Annotated in this window: 21 protein-coding genes; 9 read left to right on the plus strand and 12 right to left on the minus strand. The window is 41.3% G+C overall.

Annotated elements, in window-relative coordinates:
- Positions 1-19: 19 nt before the first annotated feature.
- The gene (locus BLQ57_RS02640; RefSeq protein ID WP_087939161.1) at positions 20-298 is read right to left on the minus strand and encodes a co-chaperone GroES; all 279 of its coding nucleotides are present in this window, start codon (positions 296-298) and stop codon (positions 20-22) included.
- A gap of 222 nt (positions 299-520) precedes the next feature.
- Here BLQ57_RS02640 and BLQ57_RS02650 point away from each other — a divergent pair, with 222 nt between their 5' ends.
- The gene (locus tag BLQ57_RS02650; RefSeq protein ID WP_139162645.1) at positions 521-1,231 is read left to right on the plus strand and encodes a hypothetical protein; all 711 of its coding nucleotides are present in this window, start codon (positions 521-523) and stop codon (positions 1,229-1,231) included.
- A 20-nt stretch (positions 1,232-1,251) separates the two neighbouring features.
- On the opposite strand, the gene BLQ57_RS02655 is transcribed toward BLQ57_RS02650, so the two are convergent.
- The 9 genes from BLQ57_RS02655 to BLQ57_RS02695 all read right to left on the minus strand — a co-directional run bounded on the left by BLQ57_RS02655 (position 1,252) and on the right by BLQ57_RS02695 (position 9,971).
- Positions 1,252-2,193 carry a sterol desaturase family protein gene (locus BLQ57_RS02655; RefSeq protein ID WP_087939211.1) on the minus strand — a complete coding sequence of 314 codons (942 nt, stop codon included), beginning with the start codon at positions 2,191-2,193 and terminating at the stop codon, positions 1,252-1,254.
- Between the two features lie 162 nt (positions 2,194-2,355).
- On the minus strand, positions 2,356-2,724 hold the full coding sequence (gene secG / locus BLQ57_RS02660) for a preprotein translocase subunit SecG (protein WP_087939164.1): 369 nt from the start codon (positions 2,722-2,724) through the stop codon (positions 2,356-2,358).
- A gap of 11 nt (positions 2,725-2,735) precedes the next feature.
- The gene (locus BLQ57_RS02665) at positions 2,736-3,476 is read right to left on the minus strand and encodes a hypothetical protein (protein ID WP_087939165.1); all 741 of its coding nucleotides are present in this window, start codon (positions 3,474-3,476) and stop codon (positions 2,736-2,738) included.
- A 29-nt stretch (positions 3,477-3,505) separates the two neighbouring features.
- A complete protein-coding gene (gene lptE, locus BLQ57_RS02670; protein ID WP_087939166.1) occupies positions 3,506-4,045 on the minus strand; it encodes an LPS assembly lipoprotein LptE in 540 nt (179 codons plus the stop codon).
- Positions 4,029-5,318 (minus strand): sigma-54 interaction domain-containing protein, encoded by a 1,290-nt coding sequence (locus tag BLQ57_RS02675; protein WP_087939167.1) that lies wholly within the window; start codon positions 5,316-5,318, stop codon positions 4,029-4,031. The genes lptE and BLQ57_RS02675 overlap by 17 nt, the downstream gene beginning before the upstream one ends.
- A complete protein-coding gene (gene miaB, locus BLQ57_RS02680) occupies positions 5,315-6,793 on the minus strand; it encodes a tRNA (N6-isopentenyl adenosine(37)-C2)-methylthiotransferase MiaB (protein ID WP_087939168.1) in 1,479 nt (492 codons plus the stop codon). Before miaB ends, BLQ57_RS02675 begins: the two co-directional genes overlap by 4 nt.
- Before the next feature lie 64 nt (positions 6,794-6,857).
- Entirely contained in the window at positions 6,858-7,961 is a 1,104-nt protein-coding gene (dinB, locus tag BLQ57_RS02685) for a DNA polymerase IV (protein ID WP_262481069.1), read from the minus strand.
- Positions 7,936-9,186: an anthranilate synthase component I family protein gene (locus tag BLQ57_RS02690; protein WP_087939169.1), complete on the minus strand. Its 1,251-nt coding sequence runs from the start codon at positions 9,184-9,186 to the stop codon at positions 7,936-7,938. Before BLQ57_RS02690 ends, dinB begins: the two co-directional genes overlap by 26 nt.
- A gap of 62 nt (positions 9,187-9,248) precedes the next feature.
- Positions 9,249-9,971 carry a YceI family protein gene (locus BLQ57_RS02695; RefSeq protein ID WP_087939170.1) on the minus strand — a complete coding sequence of 241 codons (723 nt, stop codon included), beginning with the start codon at positions 9,969-9,971 and terminating at the stop codon, positions 9,249-9,251.
- 122 nt (positions 9,972-10,093) lie between these two features.
- Here BLQ57_RS02695 and BLQ57_RS02700 point away from each other — a divergent pair, with 122 nt between their 5' ends.
- The 7 genes from BLQ57_RS02700 (at position 10,094) to BLQ57_RS02730 (ending at position 16,737) form a co-directional block, all read left to right on the plus strand.
- Positions 10,094-10,615 carry a gamma carbonic anhydrase family protein gene (locus BLQ57_RS02700; RefSeq protein ID WP_087939171.1) on the plus strand — a complete coding sequence of 174 codons (522 nt, stop codon included), beginning with the start codon at positions 10,094-10,096 and terminating at the stop codon, positions 10,613-10,615.
- 481 nt (positions 10,616-11,096) lie between these two features.
- On the plus strand, positions 11,097-11,618 hold the full coding sequence (locus tag BLQ57_RS02705) for a hypothetical protein (RefSeq protein WP_087939172.1): 522 nt from the start codon (positions 11,097-11,099) through the stop codon (positions 11,616-11,618).
- 101 nt (positions 11,619-11,719) lie between these two features.
- The gene (locus tag BLQ57_RS02710) at positions 11,720-12,433 is read left to right on the plus strand and encodes an esterase family protein (protein WP_087939173.1); all 714 of its coding nucleotides are present in this window, start codon (positions 11,720-11,722) and stop codon (positions 12,431-12,433) included.
- Between the two features lie 30 nt (positions 12,434-12,463).
- Positions 12,464-13,420 carry an ATP-grasp domain-containing protein gene (locus BLQ57_RS02715; protein ID WP_087939174.1) on the plus strand — a complete coding sequence of 319 codons (957 nt, stop codon included), beginning with the start codon at positions 12,464-12,466 and terminating at the stop codon, positions 13,418-13,420.
- A gap of 16 nt (positions 13,421-13,436) precedes the next feature.
- A complete protein-coding gene (locus BLQ57_RS02720; protein WP_205635619.1) occupies positions 13,437-14,555 on the plus strand; it encodes a carboxylate-amine ligase in 1,119 nt (372 codons plus the stop codon).
- Between the two features lie 44 nt (positions 14,556-14,599).
- Complete coding sequence (locus BLQ57_RS02725; protein WP_317042211.1) at positions 14,600-15,430, plus strand: type 1 glutamine amidotransferase; 831 nt, start codon at positions 14,600-14,602, stop codon at positions 15,428-15,430.
- A 113-nt stretch (positions 15,431-15,543) separates the two neighbouring features.
- On the plus strand, positions 15,544-16,737 hold the full coding sequence (locus BLQ57_RS02730; RefSeq protein WP_087939176.1) for a hypothetical protein: 1,194 nt from the start codon (positions 15,544-15,546) through the stop codon (positions 16,735-16,737).
- Positions 16,738-16,780: 43 nt separating this feature from the next.
- Here the strand turns inward: BLQ57_RS02730 and pyrE are convergent, their stop codons facing one another.
- Positions 16,781-17,425 carry an orotate phosphoribosyltransferase gene (pyrE, locus tag BLQ57_RS02735; protein WP_087939177.1) on the minus strand — a complete coding sequence of 215 codons (645 nt, stop codon included), beginning with the start codon at positions 17,423-17,425 and terminating at the stop codon, positions 16,781-16,783.
- Between the two features lie 91 nt (positions 17,426-17,516).
- Between pyrE and BLQ57_RS02740 the strand changes: the two genes are divergently transcribed.
- Positions 17,517-18,185 carry an NUDIX hydrolase gene (locus BLQ57_RS02740; RefSeq protein WP_087939214.1) on the plus strand — a complete coding sequence of 223 codons (669 nt, stop codon included), beginning with the start codon at positions 17,517-17,519 and terminating at the stop codon, positions 18,183-18,185.
- Here BLQ57_RS02740 and coaD read toward each other — a convergent pair.
- Positions 18,182-18,637: a pantetheine-phosphate adenylyltransferase gene (gene coaD / locus BLQ57_RS02745; protein WP_087939178.1), complete on the minus strand. Its 456-nt coding sequence runs from the start codon at positions 18,635-18,637 to the stop codon at positions 18,182-18,184. The two genes, BLQ57_RS02740 and coaD, sit on opposite strands and share 4 nt — an antisense overlap.
- Positions 18,638-18,820: the final 183 nt, after the last annotated feature.

Below are 18,820 nucleotides of genomic sequence, written 5' to 3' on the forward strand. Positions count from 1 at the left end.
AAATGTTCTTGGTGATTAATTAAAGGATCGCAAAGATATCAGACTCACGCATGATCAGGTAGTCTGCACCGTCTACGCTCAATTCTGTGCCTGAGTACTTGCCGTACAACACAGTGTCTCCAACTTTCACAGTCAAGGGCTCATCTTTTTTACCATTACCAACCGCTACGACTGTTCCTTTTTGTGGTTTTTCTTTAGCAGTGTCCGGGATGTAAAGGCCGGAAGCGGTTTTCTCTTCGGCTGCAGCGGGCTGTACTAGCACTCGGTCTGCAAGAGGTTTGATGTTCACGTTTGACATAGTATGAAATCGTTTAAAGGTTAGATTAAAATGCTAAATCCTCTTTTGCGAGATCTATGCCAATGAGTGTTTTGCTGAAAAGGCTGACAAATAGTCGGAATTTCCCCCTTTTTATGACTTACTATTTCCTTTTTTCTCTTACCTGATACTGCCAAAATTTCCCCAAGCGCTAGAAATACTGTCACATTTTGTTTAAATTTTTTCATCAAAATTCAAATGCCCATGAAAACACTACCTAAAAATTGGATGACCGAAGGTCTGATTGATTTTGAATACAAAAAATACCAACTTCTGTCTTATTTGCAGGAGACGAATAGACAGTTTGGACAGGTGAAACTCTATCCATTTCTTGCTGATTTGATCGAGCACCACCGGCAGTTGGAGGCTTTTAAATATGGCAAGTCCAAGTTGGCAGATCTTTTTCCCAAGGCCATCTCTCATGTTGATTTGAAAAATGTCAAAATTCACTATCAGTCGCCGGAATATGATAATGAAGTACTACAGGAGATCAATCAAATTGCTGAATTTGCTTTGCCAAGAGTTGAAGGAAAAATCAAGGAGGGAAGGTCGATTTTTGACTTTGTAGAAGAGCAGGTAGAAATAGAGCCTATCGGCATACAGCCTCTCTACACCAAAGAAGGGTTTGTGTTTTTGACCCAAGAGAATAGCTCCGACATATTTACCTATCGCTATAGGTCTAGTTTGCTACAGCTAGCAGGCGAACGATTTAGAAGCCTTAAGATGTGGTTTTTGGGCTTGTTTAGAAAAACACTCTACAGGACCATGGAAAACCTGAAATTAGAATTAATTCAGCAAGTCAAAGAGTTGCCCAATCCTGCCACTTGGAGAGTCCATAGCAACTATACCGTTCCTTTGGAAGAGACCCTTTTGCCACTCAGTAAAAGACTGTTGCTAGAGCGAATAGGGAAATGAACGGGGCTAAAAAAAGAGGCCTAAACGGCCTCTAGTACTTTTTCATTTTTTTCAGGATTGGAAGAGTCTTTCGATTGTAACTCTGTTTCCTTTTTGACTCTGTTAGCAATTATCTCAGCCCCGGGTTTATCAAACAAAATTCTCCAAGCTTCTTTAAAGCTTTTGGCCTGACCAAGGTCTCTGACAATATCTCTCCACTCGTGAAAAACCAAATAGACGGGATTGTAGGAGGTCACAGGCTTGGTGATGCCATAGTTTGGACGCTCTCCTTCTGGCATAAATGTGCCAAACATCCTGTCCCAAATAATGAATGTCGACCCGTAGTTCTTATCCAAATAGTGCTCATCACTCGCATGATGAACTCTATGATGTGATGGTGTTGTGAAAATGTATTCTACCACTGGATGAAGTTTGGTGATATATTCGGTATGAATCCAGAACTGATAAAGTACTGCGATCTGATGACAGATAAAAAACACAAAGGGATCAAATCCCATAAACATCACGGGGAAAAAGAAAATAATTTTGATGTGCTGGGTCCAGCCTAAGCGGAAGGAAACAGAGAAATTGTATTTAGATGAATTATGGTGCGTGATGTGTGTTGCCCACCAGAATCGCTGCTCATGAGCAATTCTATGCGCCCAATATCTTGCAAAATCAACGGCAATAAAGCAAAGGACAAAAGACCACCAAGTTGCAGGGATCTGAAATGGAGAAATGTTGTAGAAAAAAAGTGCTGATCCAAATACCGCTAATTTAATCACGGCACTGATCCCTACATTGACAAAACCAATAGTGGCTGCAGCAAAGAAATCCTTGGTATCATAAGTGTCTTTTTTTTGATACCAACTGATACCCCATTCGATAAATACTAACAAAAACATGATCGGTGCTGCCCAAAGAATAATATTAGGCCAGGATTCAAGATTTAAGTCCTCTAGGCTTAAAGGCTGTTTGTTCATAAAATTAGAATTGATAGTTTGATAGTTTGGCTTTTGCTTATCGAAGAATAAGTTGTTTGCCTGCTCTTCACTAAGCAACAAAGGACTAAAATAAATAAAAAAGTCCGCCTGTCTAGGGCGGACTTCATAAATCTTTTAAATTCTTCTCCGAAAGGAGGTTTTTTAATTTTCCGTGGTGTCTGACTGGGTGTTTTCCTCACTTGGTGTGGTAGGAAGCAAGCTTTCATTTTCGCTGTCCCCAAAAGCAGGAGTGACCACTTGCTGCTTTGCACTTTCAATGTTTGGAGAGGAGAATTGATTGGGCTGACTCTCTGTGTAAAAAGCTGAAGAAACTAGCGAAAGCACCAGAATAGAGATTGCTAAAATCCAAGTTGCTTTTTCCAAAACATTTCCTGTACGAGTTACTCCCATGATTTGGGAAGCACTTCCACCAAATGCAGCACCTACCCCTCCTTTGGAGTTTTGTCCTAGAATCACCAAAATAAGCAATACGGCTAGGACTAAGATGATGCTGATTAATAAGGTAAACATATTCTTTTGTATTAAGATTTATTCAATTTTTCAATCAAGTCCGCAAAGTAAGCCCTTTTATCTGGAAACTTCAAACTCAATTTTTTATAAATTTCTATTGCCTTCTGGGTTTTGCCTTGTTTGGCAAATATTTTTGCCAGGGATTCAGAAACAATATTATCATTGATTTGAGTACTTGATTCGGCGAGGTTTTCTGTGTTTTGATTCGCCTCTATCTCTTTGATAGTGGCTAGTTTGATTTCTTTTTTGCTGAAGGCTTTAATTAGGTCTATTTGCTCCTTCTTTTTATCGTCTAGGATTTCCTTTTTCTCTTTTTTCTTGATCGTTTCGATCAAATCCTCTCCTGCGCCGGGTCTTCGAGTACGCTTTTTGGGCTTTGGACTCGGAGAAGTTGATTTTTCAGGTTGGCTTTTTAGGTTTTCACCAAGTTTGAGTAGAGATTGTGTACGACTGGCTGCATCTGATTTTTGGGGTATTTCTTCAGGAAGAAAATCCACCGACTTTTCTTCTACTTTATCTGAAAGTGGCATTTCTATCAATTTTTTTAGATAGATCCTATCAGGGCTATTAATGGCAGCCATTCCCAAGTTAAAACCCGCTTCGCCCCCTTTTTGATATTCGTATCGAGAACTTAGAATATGGGGAATATTAAAATAGGGGAAATTCTCTTGAATTTTTTTCAATTGAAGAATCTCCGTCTTTCCTATGGCAGACTCCTTGTTGAGGATTTCTTGAAATTGGCTTGCGTTCACAGTCGGGATTTTAGTTGAAATATAGAAAATTACCAGTTGGCAACGGTGGCCGTAAAGATATCTTGAATGATATTGTCAAATATTTCTTCTACTAACCGGTTTTCCACATCCAAAAGGGTAGTAGACCGGGGATCATAATCTTGGAAAAAGGAAAAGCTTCTCTTCAAATTTTCTTCTTCATTTGTCAAGTTGAGGTATTCCACTTCTACAGCTATGGTCAGTCGCATTTGCCCAGCACGGTCGGGGAGGTTGGGGTTGCCACTTGATACGGCTGCCTGTGGAGTCAATGCATAGCGTTTGATCGCTCCGGAGAATTGAAGATCACCATTGTTTCTGATCAATTCCAGCTGCGTGTTTCGCTGGTAAAACTCCTTCAATTCCTCTGTGAATCGCTGTTCCATATTGGCAGGACCTGCCCCAGAGTCATTAAAGAAGTTTTCTACAGAAAATGTCTTTACCAACTCGTAGTTAATGTTGGTTCCGGTGAAACTATAACTCACCGAGCAGCCTGAAAATATTAGAAGTATCAGACCGAAAGTTAAGGAAGCAAGTTTATTGATCGATTTCATACTGCTTGATTTTTCTATACAGTGTGCGCTCAGAGATTCCCAAGTCGCTAGCAGCATATTTACGTTTATTGTTATGCTTTCGTAGGGCTTTTAGGATCATTTCTTTCTCCTTTTTTTCTAAAGAAAGCGAATTATCATCCTCTTCATGAATAATATCCTCGATTACTTCCTCCTCATATTCATCCGAGTCTTGATTGGCAGACTTCTGAGAATCAAGTACCAAAGGCATATAGCTGGGATTGCCTTCATGTGATTCTGCTGGAGCCAAATTGCTGTCCATATCCTCAAAGAGTTCGCTATGCTTTTGAATAATACTTTGGTTGAGTCCCCCGCTTTTGTAAGATTCCAAAACGAGTTTTTTAAGCTCATTCATGTCTTTTTTCATGTCAAAGAGCACCTTATAGAGGATATCTCTTTCGGAAAAGTCCATGGATTCAGAAGAATTGCTTCCCCCTGTCAGGGCTACTGGCAGTCGAGAATTATCTGCTGGTAGGTAACGCGAGAGCGTCGAACCGTCTACTTCGCGTTCCTCTTCTAGCAGTGATATTTGCTCGGCCAAATTTTTCAATTGGCGAATATTCCCCGGAAAACGATACCTCATCAATACTGCTTGTGCTTCAGGAGTCAAGCTGATGGGTTTTACATGATATTTTTCAGAAAAATCAGAAGTGAATTTCCTGAAAAGCAAAACCATGTCTTCCCCTCTTTCGCGAAGCGGAGGTACAAAAATTGGTACCGTATTCAGTCTGTAATAGAGGTCTTCTCGAAATTTACCTTTTTCTACTGCTTTGATCAAATTAACATTGGTCGCCGTGATGACCCGAACATTTGTTTTTTGGACTTTGGAAGAGCCTACTTTAATGAATTCTCCATTTTCCAAAACCCTTAGTAAACGGGCTTGTGTGCCCAGTGGCATTTCACCGATTTCGTCCAGAAAGATGGATCCTCCATCAGTGACTTCGAAATAGCCTTTTCGGGCTTCATGGGCCCCAGTAAATGAGCCTTTTTCATGACCAAAAAGCTCTGAGTCAATAGTACCTTCAGGGATTGCTCCACAGTTGATGGCGATGAATTTTCCATGCTTCCGGAGTGAAAGCGAATGGATGATTTTGGAAAAACTCTCTTTTCCACTTCCGCTTTCACCCGTGATGAGCACGGTCATATCAGTGGGGGAAGCCTGCATGGCTACCTGAATGGCATGATTGAGTAGGGGGCTATTCCCAATAATTCCAAACCGCTGCTTGACGCTTTGTATTTCCTGGGGGGTGATCATGCTAAAGCAGGGTTGATTTCCAACACCTCTCCAAATAGAGTGGCAGGGGAGCAGTCTGTAACTTTTACTTTCACGTAATCACCAAGCTTCAAGCCTTCCGCTGAAACGATGACTACTTTGTTGGCGGAGTTTCTTCCTTTTAGTTCTTGTTGTGATTTTTTGGAAGTTCCCTCGATTAGAATCAACTGTTCTTTTCCTACATCAAGCTTGTTTCGCTCAAAGGAAAGTTGGTGTTGTTTTTCGATGATCTCGGCTAGACGTCTTTTCTTTACCTCAAGGGGAATGTCGTCTTCGTATTTTTTCGCGGCTAACGTTCCCGGGCGTTCAGAATAGAAGAACATGTATGAAAAGTCATATTTGACCAAATCCATCATGGTCAAGGTATCCTGATGCTCCTCTTCGGTTTCGGTGCAGAATCCCGCAATCATATCGGATGAGATGCCGCATTCTTCTCCTAAAATCTCGCGGATCGCTTTCACTCTGTTCAAGTACCACTCACGGTCATAAGTCCGATTCATCAGTTCGAGTACACGACTATTGCCGGACTGAACAGGCAAGTGGATGTATTTGCAGATGTTTTCGTACTTTTTCATGGTGTACAATACTTCATCTGTAATGTCCTTGGGATGTGAAGTTGAAAAACGAACCCGAAGGAGTGGGCTTACCTGGGCTACCATTTCCAGCAGATTGGCAAAATTCACCACTTCAGTCACTTCACCTTCTTTTTTATTGAGTCGAGCCTTGTTGTTTTCCTCAGGTGACCACTTGTAGGAGTCGACATTTTGACCAAGGAGTGTGACTTCTCGATAGCCTCTGTTGAAAAGATCCTGAGCCTCAGCCACAATGGAATGTGGATCACGACTTCTTTCTCGGCCTCGGGTGAAGGGTACTACGCAGAAGGAACACATGTTGTCACAGCCACGCATAATGGAAATGAATGCTGTGACTCCATTGGAGTTCAATCGAACGGGAGCAATATCCGCATAGGTTTCTTCTCTTGATAGGAAGGTGTTGACGCCTTTTTGTCCATCTTCGGCGGCATTGACTAGATTGGGAAGATCGCGATAGGCATCCGGTCCGACGACTACGTCCACGATTTTTTCTTCTTCGAGCAATTTGTCTTTCAGTCGCTCTGCCATGCAACCCAAGACTCCTATAGTCATCTCGGGTTTGTGTTTTTTTACAGCATTGAAGTGATTCAGACGATTTCGAACAGTTTGTTCTGCTTTTTCACGAATAGAACAGGTATTGAGAAACACCACGTCTGCCTGCTGAAAATCCGAGGTGGTGTCGTAGCCGTTTTCTTTCATGATCGAGGCTACGATTTCCGAATCAGAAAAATTCATCTGACAGCCGTAGCTCTCAATGTATATTTTTTTGGCTTTACCGGTATTTTCTTCCACGGTGGTTTTGTAGTCCACGGCCTGGGCTTCATCTCCGGTGATGATATCAATGTCTTTAATTAGGTCGTTCATTCAAGCTTGAATTATGAAGATGCGAAATTACTAAAAATCGGACAAAATGGCAGGATTCAAGCTCTTATTTATTGTGAAAAGGGATTTTTAACTGTTCCCCAAAATGAACCTGCTCTTCGGTGATATTTAAGTTAGAAAGTCCCAGTCCTAAGAGGCGGACCGGCTTCGGGATTTCTTCTTGGTGCAGCAATTCCAAACTGACTTGCCAAATTTGATCTGTATCTGCATATTGCTCTAGGGTTTTGCTACGCGTCTGTAAGGTGAAATCGGCGTATTTGAGTTTGAGCGAGATGGTCCGGCCTTTGATGCCACTTTTTTCGATCCTTCGAATTACCTCCTCAAATATAGGGTAGAGGTTTTCCTCCATTTCATCCAAAGAAATCAGGTCTTTTTCAAAGGTGTTTTCGGCACTCAGGGACTTTCTGATTCGGTTAGGTTGCACTTCAGATAGATGAATTCCTCGGACGATATTGAAATAGTGAAGGCCTGATTTTCCAAATTTTTTGGTCAAAAACTGAAGGGAAAACTCTTTTAAATCTTGGCCATTGTGAATGCCGAGACTTTGCATTTTCTCGGCAGTGACCTTTCCGATACCAAAGAACTTCCCAATCGGCAGTTTTTCTAAAAAATCCTCGGCTTCTTCCGGTAAAATGACGGCTTGTCCATTGGGTTTATTGAGGTCTGAGGCGATTTTTGCCAGAAATTTATTGTAGCTCACTCCTGCGGAGGCATTGAGCCCGGTCTTTTCTTTGATTTTCTCCCGAATCTGTCTCGCAATAAGGATTGCAGATTTTAGCCCTTTTTTATTTTCAGTGACATCGAGAAATGCCTCATCCAAAGATAATGGCTCCACGAGATCGGTGTATTCATAAAATATTTCTCTAATTTGGGAGGAGAGTTCTTTGTAGCGATCAAATCGATGCCTGGCAAAAATCAAATGCGGACATTTTCTTGCTGCCAAAACCGAAGACATCGCTGAGTGAATCCCGAATTTCCGTGCCTCATAGCTCGCCGCTGCGACTACTCCCCGGGCCGCATTGCCTCCGACCACCAAGGGTTTACCTCGCCATTCTGGATGATCCAATTGCTCCACAGATGCATAGAAAGCGTCCATGTCCACATGGATAATTTTTCTGATTCTTTCAGTCGCTTGAGTTGATTTCTCCACGGAGTGTTTTGAAAATGGCTTCGGCTTTCAGCAGGCATTCCTCATATTCAGCATCTGCATTGGCATCTATGGTGATGGCACTGCCTACTCCAAAGTACAGTTTTTTTTGCCCCAAATCACAAATTATACTTCGGATGATCACCGAAAAATCAAAATCTCCATTAGGTTCAATCACCCCCAATGCTCCCGAAAACCATCCCCGCTTGAAGGATTCCTTTTCCTCGATGATTTCCATGGTTTTGATTTTTGGTGCGCCAGTCATACTTCCCATTGGAAAAGTTGCCCGGATAATCTCTTGAAAACCCACTTCGGGCAGCAGTTCGGATTTGACTGTGCTGATCATCTGAAATACTTTGGGGAAGGCATAAATACCAAAAAGTTCGGAAACCTGAACGGATCCTGTTTTGGAAACCTTGGAAAGGTCATTTCGCATCAAATCGGTGATCATCAGGTTTTCGGCTTGCTCTTTTTCGGATTTTGCGAGTTGATCTCTATTGGCTTGGTCGGTTGTTAAATCAGGAGACCGTTTTGCAGTTCCTTTGATGGGTTGGGCAATGAGTTGGGATCCTGATTTTTTCAAAAATCTTTCCGGAGAGGCTGAAATCAACCATTGCTGCTTGTTTTTGAATAGCGCCGAGAAGGGCATGGGAGAGGTTGAATTCAGGTCTTGGTAGGCCCGAATCGGGTCAAATTCTTCAAATTCTCCAAGGAAAGCTTGACAAAAGTTCAGTTCATAGGTATTTCCTTCGACGATTTCTTCCTGAATTTCCATAAAGCGTCTTAGATAGCTTTCTTCATCAATTTGAGGCTGAAAAAGTACTGAGTTGTTGTGTTTAGCTGGCTTACTTTCTTGCCAAACCCAATCTGGAACAGGCAATGTTGATTTTATCAAGTTTTCCTCAAAGGTCAGTACAAGCTCGGCTTCAAAAAAGCAAAGGTCGGGAAGCGCGAAATGTGCGGTATTTTGAGAGCGTAACTTTTCGATTTGATTTTTGAAATCATACGAAATAATTCCAGCTCTTAAATAAGTGGAAGGCCTCCAAATGTCATCGTCTTTTAGCTGTTTATTTCCGGCGAGAAGCCGAACTGAAAAAGCACCTTCGGGATAGGGGTAGTCATTTCCGTCGGTCCAGCAAAAAAATGAAAAGGAATCCTTAGCCCAGCGAAGTAAATTATACTTCCAAGAATCAGTGCAAGGCCTGTACGTGTATCTTGCATCAGTCATAGGTGCAAAAATAAAAAGAGGAATCCGATTGGACTCCTCTTTTATTAATCTATTGTAGGAAATTAGTTGGCTTTCACATCCAACTGCAAAGATACCGTGTTGTAGATAAACTGATCTTTGGCTTTGTCTACAGCATCAGCTTCATCACCGTACGATAATCCCCAAGCGGTTCTATCGATGTTAAAACCTGCCTTTGCAGTTACAGTTCCATTGGCGATGTTCACTGTAGCTGGAAATTTAATGTTTTTAGTATTTCCTCTCATGGTCAAGTTTCCACTGATCCAATGCGTTGGAGCTTCGGGAGATAACTCACTATCAGCAGCAGGAGTAAACTCAGTTTCAAACTCCTCTTTGTCAGCGATCATGTCATCAGAAGTAAATGGCTCAGCACCAGTGATTTCAAAAGTTGCAGTAGGATGATTAGCTGCATCAAAGAAGTCAGGAGATTGCAAATGTCCCCAAAGTTTACCGTAATTTTCGCTACCTTCTTCCAAATCTTCGATCACCAATCCAGTAATATCAAAGTTAAAGGTACCTCCGGTAATTTGGTCTCCTTCTACAGAAAGTGTTCCTGTGGTAGCAGGGATTTTGCCGAAGTGCTTACCAGCAGGCTTATAACCTGTCCAGGCAATGGTGGTGACCTGAGGGTCAAGATTTAGCGTGATGCCTGTAGCCTCTGCTACTTCTTGCGCTTCTGAAGTCTCTACGGTGTCATTGGGTGCTCCGCATGCAGCTACTAACAATGCCGAAGCCAGGAAAAGACCAGTTTGTTTGATCAATTTCATAAGTTTTTGTGATTTAGTTTCAATAATTGATGTATATACACGAAAACTGTATTCTGTAAAAAAAGTTCACCTTGATGAAAAAATATGTGAAATTTGTTTCATAAAATTTAACTAGTAGGCCGATGCAAAAACCATTGATATTAGAATTGAACGGAAAATCCCCCCAATTTGGTTCGGATTGTTGGATTGCTCCTAACGCTACCTTGGTGGGTGATGTGATTTTGGGGGACAACTGTACCGTATGGTTTAATGCAGTCGTGAGAGGGGATGTTCATGAAATTAGGATTGGCAACGATACTAATATTCAAGACGGTGCTGTGATTCATGGCACCTATCAAAAAGCACCCACCTATATTGGAAATCAAGTTTCGATAGCACACAATGCCATCGTCCATGGCTGCACGATTCATGATCGAGTACTCATAGGAATGGGGGCTATAGTAATGGATGGGGCGGTTGTTCATTCTGGGGCGGTAATTGCAGCAGGAGCAGTGGTACTGGCCAATACGATTGTAGAAGCTGATTCAATCTACGCCGGAACTCCTGCCAAGCGCATTAAAAGCACTGGCCCGGAGATGGAGGAAATGATCTTAAGGACTGCCAGAAACTATCCCATGTATGCCAAGTGGTTTGAGGGGAAATAATTGATTTTTTGTTAAATGATAATACAACCTATCAGCTGGAACACTCTTTCGATGTAAGAAAAATGAGTTTTGAAAAAGACGGAATTTTGCCAGTTGGACTCGAAAGATCTTAAATAAATCTGAAAGCTATTTAATGGATCAAATACCTAATAATAGTTTTTCAATTATAAGTGCCTTTCTACAAGCAAGAAATCAACATCGACCTACGATTTGGTAAACTTTGGCTTTAAGGCATCTTCAGCCATCCGTAATTAGTCTTCTAGTTATGAATGCAAGTACAATATGGTTGCTGGCATCATTGCAGATAATCATATAGACTTTTATTCTTTTTCTAATAGTTCTCACTTATAACTGTTTAGTAATCTTTCCGAGAGCTTTGAAAAGCTTTTTCTTTTTTGAGAAATTAAAATTTCACGTCCATTTATTTTCCTAAGGCTCTCATTTTCTTTAATTTCGAACTTTCACTTTTAATCTAATTTTTATGAAAAAGTTGATGCATTTTATAGCTAAGCCTATTTCTATTTTCCTACTCGCGATACTTCTGATTTTCTTTAATGGGATGTTGATGCTGACTATGCCAAGGGAGCTCGCCTTGGATTTAAAATTTGCTTACTCAGTTTCGGAGGCCTTTTCTGCTCTAGAGTCTATGGGTGAGGGAGTCAGGGGTTTTTATCAGCTTGGGATATGGCTACTTGATTTTCCCTACATGATCGTTTACTGCCTTTTCTTCTCGGCGATTCTATACAGACTTTGGGGGGTGTCGCGCTTGATTTGGCTTCCTTTAGCGATAGCTTTCTTTGATTTGATAGAGAATTTGAGTGTTTTGGTGTTGTTGAAAACTTTTCCTGCCATCCCAGAGAATATAGCCGTCTTGGCCTCTATTTTTACCAGTTCAAAGTGGGTTTTAGTGGTTTTTTTAATGCTATCGATTTTGAGCGGGTTGATTAGAGTTTTGATAGCAAAAAAATATTCCTCCGAGACTTCTTCCAGATACGAGATTTAATTTTTTATTTGAAGAAGTTATCCTTTGAATCTTTTCTTTTTTAAAGGATTTTGTTTAGTATTTCAAAGTGATGCGGAGTCTTGTGTCGTATCCCCTAAATTATGAAAGAAGAATATTTTAAATGGTTTTCTCCACATCTCAATAGAGAGGTGGAAATGTTGGTTTTTGGACATGCAGGTTACCCTGTAATTGTGTTTCCCACTTCCAAAGGCTCATTTCATGAGAATAAAGACATGGGGCTGATTGATTCGGCAAAATGGTACATTGAGCAGGGGCTAATTCAGGTATTCTGTCCGGAGAGCAATGATGCTAGAAGTTTTTACAATAAATCGGTCCATCCCCATCAGCGAATCCAAAATCACGTCGCTTATGACAAAATGATCTGTCATGAACTTGTAGAAAGAGTGCGACTTAATACAGGAGCGGCCAAAGTCGTAGTGGCAGGTTGTAGCTTTGGAGGCTATCATGCAGCAAACTTCGCTTTTCGTCATCCTGGATATGTCAGCCATATGTTTAGTATGTCGGGAGCTTTTGATATTCGGACATTTATGGATGATTACCAGCACGATGATATCTTTTACAATAGCCCCTTGGAATATTTGCCGGGTCTTCATGATCAGGAGCTTTGGAACATGGATGTTGTACTCGGTACCTCCAATTGGGATATCTGCTTGGATGCCAACCTAAAACTCCATGAATGCCTAGAAAAAAAGGGCTTGCCTCATTGGCTAGATGTTCGTCAAAATCAACGCCACGACTGGCCGATTTGGAAGGAGATGTTTCCTCATTACCTAAGTAGAATAAAGTTTAATTAAATTATAATTCACCTTTTTACCAGAAAAAGCATGAAAAAAATCGGAATACTTTTCGGCATGGAGGATACTTTTCCTCAAGCCTTTATCGAGCGAGTAAATCAAAAAGCCGGAAAAGGCATTTTGGCAGAAGCGGTTAAAATTGATAAGGTCATCCAAAATGAATTGACTGACTATGCTGTGATAATTGACCGTATCTCTCAGGATGTACCCTTCTATCGAGCATATTTGAAAAACGCAGCTTTGACAGGTACTGCAGTGATCAACAATCCATTTTGGTGGAGTGCAGATGATAAGTTTTTCAATAATTGCCTTGCCGATCAATTAAGCGTACCCTTACCCAAGACCGTAATCCTTCCTTCAGCTGAGCATCCTACCGATACGACGTCCAAGTCATTTCGAAATTTACAAGCTCCTTTGGATTGGGAAGGGATCTTTGATTATGTGGGTTTCCCTGCTTACATGAAACCCTATGCTGGTGGAGGCTGGAAGAATGTCTATCGGCTTGAAAACAAAGAAGAGTTTTTCCAAAAGCATCCTGAAACAGGGCAACTGGTCATGTTGCTTCAGGAAGAGATCGTGTTTGATGATTATTTCAGAGTGTATTGCCTTGGTGGAAAAGCAGTGAGGATCATGGCATATGAGCCGCGAAACCCACATCATCTTCGCTATGTAGTGGACAAGGCTCCGGCTGCCAAGAAATTGCTTTCTACTGTGAAGGATTATACACTTAAGCTGTGTCAAGGATTGGGATATGATTTTAATACGGTGGAGTTTGCTGTAAGAGACGGAGTACCCTATGCGATAGATTTTGGTAACCCTGCTCCAGATGCAGATGTCAATTCTGTCGGTCAGGAAAATTTTGAATGGGTGGTAGAAGAAGCTGCTAAAATGGCGATTAGCTATGCGAAGGCTCAAAAACCTGGAAAAATGAATCTGACTTGGGGGACTTTTGTCAAAAACTCGGTCAGTATGGCAAAGCGATTTTGAGCTTAAAGAATAATTTATGTGTGCTTTAATCAAAAAGCTGCCCCAGTTTACGCTGGGAGTAGAGGAGGAATACCAGATCATTGATCCACAAACCAGAGATTTGCGATCTCACATGTCCAAAATAGTGGAAGGTGGAAAAATCCAATTGAGGGAGCAGGTCAAGGCAGAGATGCATCAATCTGTAGTCGAAGTGGGTACCAATATCTGTCAAAATGTGGCCGAGGCAAGAAGAGAGGTGGCTTTTCTAAGAAATAAAATCTCAGAGCTGGCAGCAAATCAAAACTTGGTAGTAGGTGCGGCAAGTACCCACCCTTTTGCCAAATGGCAAGATCAGGAAATCACAGATGATCCTCGGTACCATACTATTGTGAATGAGCTCAAAGACATAGCACGTTCTAATCTTATTTTTGGGATGCATGTGCATGTGGGTATAGAGAATAGAGAGATTGCCCTGCAACTGATGAATCAAGCTTGCTATTTTCTTCCTCATATTTATGCATTGACGACAAATTCTCCTTTTTGGGAAGGTAGGAATACGGGTTTTAAGGCTTTTCGAGCTAAAGTCTTTGCGAAATTTCCAAGAACTGGACTTCCAGAATATTTCGACTCTGTGCAGTCCTATGATAATTTTCTTGAGATCTTGGTAAAAACGAATTGCATCGATAATCCAAAAAAAATCTGGTGGGACCTTCGGATGCATCCTTTCTTCAGCACCATCGAGTTTCGGATTTGTGATATGTGTCTGACGGTCAATGAGACCATTTGTGTAGTGGCTTTGATTCAGGCGGTAGTCGCAAAGCTTTATAAGCTTTTGATGAGTAATACCAGCTTCAACATTTATCGGATTGCCTTGATTCGGGAAAATAAATTCAGAGCCGCACGAAATGGTTTAGAAGGAATGCTGATTGACTTTGGGAAGAAATCGGAAGTACCCACCACGGACTTGATTATGGAGCTTTTGGATTTCGTCGATGATGTGGTAGATGAATTGGGAAGCAGGGAGGAAATTGAATATGTACATACCATCCTCAAGAATGGCACCGGCGCGGATCAGCAGCTGGCAGTATTCGAGCAAACCAATGATCTCAAAAAAGTGGTGGATTATATTACGGGAAAGTTTAATGAGGGGATCTAGGCAATTGCGTACCTTTGTGGAGGAAAAAGTAAATATCATAGCAAGTGGGAAAGAAGAAGTTGCAATTGGCGGTTTTGGACATGTACGACGGAGAACCCAATCAGGGGATGCGTTGTATCAAGGATATTCTAGATCGTTTTCATCGGGATATTAGCTACCGTGTATTTGATGTTCGGGGAAAGGCTGAAATCCCCGAAATCCGTGACTTTGATATCTACATTTCTACCGGAGGTCCGGGAGATCCGCTTCAGGGAAATGGAGAATGGGATTTGAAGTATTTTGATTTTCTGGATCAGGTTTGGATCTGGAATCAAAATCATTCTCAAAAGAAGCAACTCTTACTCATCTGCCACTCTTTTCAGATGGCTTGTAAGCATTTTGGGCTGGGGCAGATCACCAAGCGAAAATCTACATCATTTGGCGTGATGACCGTGCATAAAACCGTAGATGGGATGCAAGATCCGCTTTTTAGAAATTTGGACAATCCTTTCTGGGCAGTAGATAGTAGAGACTATCAAGTAGTGCAGCCAAAAAACAGGAAGTTTAAACTCTTGGGTTCAAAAATCATCGCCTTGGAAAAAATTCGATCTCATGTAGAATATGAGCGGGCGATCATGGGGATTCGTTTCTCGGATGATATAGTGGGCACACAGTTTCATCCTGAAGCCGATCCAGTTTCATTTTTGGCCCATCTCAAAAAGCCAGAGGTTAGAGAAAAAATCATCGCTATGAAAGGAAAAGCCAAGTTTAGAACCATGCTGGAAAATCTGGTTGACGATGCCAAAATTTATAAAACCAATGAAACTTTGATTCCCAATTTTCTGGAAAACGCCATCAAAAAACTTAGAGTAAAGGAAGTAAAAGTACTCTCCTGAGCGAAATTCAAAATAGAATTGAAAGTGTAGATTTTTAAATTTTGACCTAAGGAATAGGATAGTTTTAGTAGCCTTTGGTCTAGCCTGCTTGCCCATTTAAAAAAAGTACTGCTATGAAAGAGATCCATCGATTAAGATTTAATGCCGAATTTTCGAAAGAAAAGTATGAAAGTCTTTTAGGGTCTATCGAAAAAGACTTCCACTACAGACCTACTTTTAGAATTGCTGAGACTCCTTTTTTTATCCCCAAAGAACTTGAAAATCAACTGACTGAAGCAGCTGATGAAGTGATTGATTTTATCAAAAGGCCTGATTTTAAGAGTTTGACACAGCAAGCGCTTGATCTCAATACTGAGGTGCCTGATGAGGATGATCATACTCAGTTTTTGGCTATTGATTTTGGGATTTGCGAAGAAGAGGGGAAGCTTATACCCAAGCTGATTGAGGTGCAGGGCTTTCCGTCTATTTTTAATTTCCAACTGCATCTATTCAGGAAATTTCAGTCAGCTTATCCTTTTCTAGCTGATTTTACACCTTACCTAAATGGCTTGGATGAGTCGGGCTATTTAGACTTGCTTTCAAAGGTTGTCTTAAATGGTCATTCTCCTCAAGAAGTAGTGCTTTTGGAAATCGAGCCTGAGAAACAAAACACCAAGATTGACTTTTATTATTGCCATAAAGATCTTGGAATTCCGATTTGCTGTGTGACAGCAATTCGAAAAAAACACAGGAGACTTTTTTATATCGATGCTGAGGGCCAGGAAATTCAAATCAAGCGGATTTACAACCGTGTGATTTTTGATGAGTTGGAAAGTCGCAAAGATTTAGAGTTGGATTTCAGTTTTACGGATTCACTAGAAGTAGAGTGGGCAGGACATCCCAATTGGTACACGAGGATTTCAAAATTTATTCTACCCCACCTCAAAGGTCCTTACTTTATTGATTCCAAATTGCTTAGCGAATTAGAAGCTATTCCTGATGATTTGGAAAACTATGTCCTGAAACCGCTATTTTCCTTTTCGGGTGCAGGAGTAGTTTTCAATGTAACCAAAGAAGATATTCTGGCAGTGAAAGAAAAAGAGCTTTTTATTCTCCAAAAAAAAGTCAATTACCTACCCGTGATTCAATCTCCAGATGGCAAGGTAAAAGTGGAGGTGCGTCTCTTAGCACTTTGGCCAGAAGGAGAGGAAAGGCCCACGCTCCTAGGGAATTTGGTAAGATTAAGTAGAGGAGAGATGATTGGGGTAAAGTTTAATAAGGACAAAGATTGGGTTGGTGGTTCGATTGGACTATTTGAAAAAGCCTAAAAAAGCCTCAAAAGAGGCTTAAAGTAAATGAAGTAGCGAAAGCTTATTTCCCCCAATTGGCAGGATCTCTTCTCCATTGAGTCAGAGATTCCAACACATTTTCATCAATATAATTTCGCTCCAGTGCTTGGGGAAGCAGCGCTTCGTAATGCGATAGGACGATTAACTTGACTTTAGCAGATTCGAAATTTTGATCAGCGATAGAAAATCCGTAGCTAAAAATTGCCACCATTCCGAGTACGTCAACTCCAGCATTTCGGAGGTCTTCGACAGCTTTGAGCGAACTGCCGCCTGTGGAGATCAAGTCTTCGACCACAACGACTTTTTGACCAGGACTGACTTTTCCCTCTATCATGTTTTCCATGCCGTGACCTTTGGGTTTGGATCGGACATAGACAAAGGGGAGGTCGAGTTCATTTGCCAACAGAGCGCCTTGTGGTATCCCCGCAGTGGCTACTCCTGCGATCGCTTCTACTTCCGGAAAGAAGTGCTGAATGCTTTTTACTAAATTATCCTTGATTAGATTCCGGACTTTTGGAAAAGAAAGAGACAGGCGATTGTCACAATAGATGGGCGATTTCCATCCTGATGCCCAGGTGAAAGGTTTTTGAGGCTGTAAGCGAATGGCTTGTATTTCAAGTAATTGGTCAGCTACCTCTGCAGCTACACTTTGATCTAAAATTTCCATACTTCAAAAATAAGCGAATATGTTGGGAGGAGGTTGGTGCAAGGGAATTTTTTATGCATTTTTGGCAAAACCCAACCTATCCGATTCCCTAATGAGAATCTTTGTCAATGATAAGCCGTTAGACCTTCTTAGCTATGAAGACCTCAATCCGGCAAAAAATTATGATGCTACTTTTCACGAATCGGATGTGCTTCCGGTCATTGGACTTTGGAAGGATGATGTGATTTTTCACGAACCTTCTCATGATCTGATTATTAAAATACTTTACCAGCTTCGAACACGAAAGCTCAGAGATTTGGATTCGATTACGCTTATCTCTAAAGATAAGTCGGCACTGAAGCAATTTGTCAAAAGTCGATTTTCAATCATCAAAGCGGCAGGAGGAGTTGTGACCAAAAAGTCTCAAATTCTATTGATTTACCGTTTAGGGAAGTGGGATTTTCCCAAGGGGAAATTTGACAAGGGCGAAACGCCCGAACAATGTGCCCTTCGAGAGGTAGAAGAAGAATGCGCCATCAAGGTCAAGTTAGGTAAGCCCATTTGTAATACTTGGCATACCTATACGCACAATCGAAAGAGTATCTTGAAAAAGACCTATTGGTATACGATGAGCTGTCTTTCTGATGAAGGAATGAAACCACAAAAAGAGGAAGGAATAGACGATATCCGTTGGTTTAGAGAAGCGGAAGCCAAAATAGCCCTGATTAATTCTTATCCTTCTATGCGCTGGCTCTTCAAGCAATTTTTAAAGCAATTCTAGATTTCATAAGGTAGAAATTCGCTGACATTTCCTCCGTATCGATGTACCTCCCGGATCACGGTGGAGCTGATAGCTGCGTATTGAGGAGAAGTAATCAAAAATACAGTCTCCAGATCCTCATTGAGGTAGCGATTCATTTGGCTGATGGTGTTTTCGTATTCGAAGTCTGTGGTATTTCTCAATCCTCTCACTAAGAATCCTGCCTCGTGGGTTTTGGCTAAAGTGGAAGTCAATTCATTGTAGACAATTACCTTGACTCTTGGTTCACTGGAATAGACGGAGTTGATCTTTTTGACCATCAGATCGATGTCAAAATAACGATTCTTTTTAGTGGAATTGTAGCCGATACCGATGATCACCTCATCAAAAATCTCTAGACTTCTCATTACGATATCGTGATGCCCCATCGTGTAGGGATCAAATGAGCCTGGGAAAATTGCAGTTTTCTTCATGTCTCTGTCATTGATTTTTATTGGTCAAAACTTGTCCCGAACATCTCGGGAGAATCTCGCACATTTTCCGCGTTGCATCGGGGCATGCCCCTGTGTGTCGTTTGCGTCGTGCTCGATTTCATGAGTTGTTTATTTATCAGCTTCATCGCTATCGGCTATTTGAAGCCGGAGGCATTCTCCAAT

The organism is Algoriphagus faecimaris (assembly GCF_900101705.1).
GTDB classification, from domain to species: Bacteria; Bacteroidota; Bacteroidia; order Cytophagales; family Cyclobacteriaceae; genus Algoriphagus; species Algoriphagus faecimaris.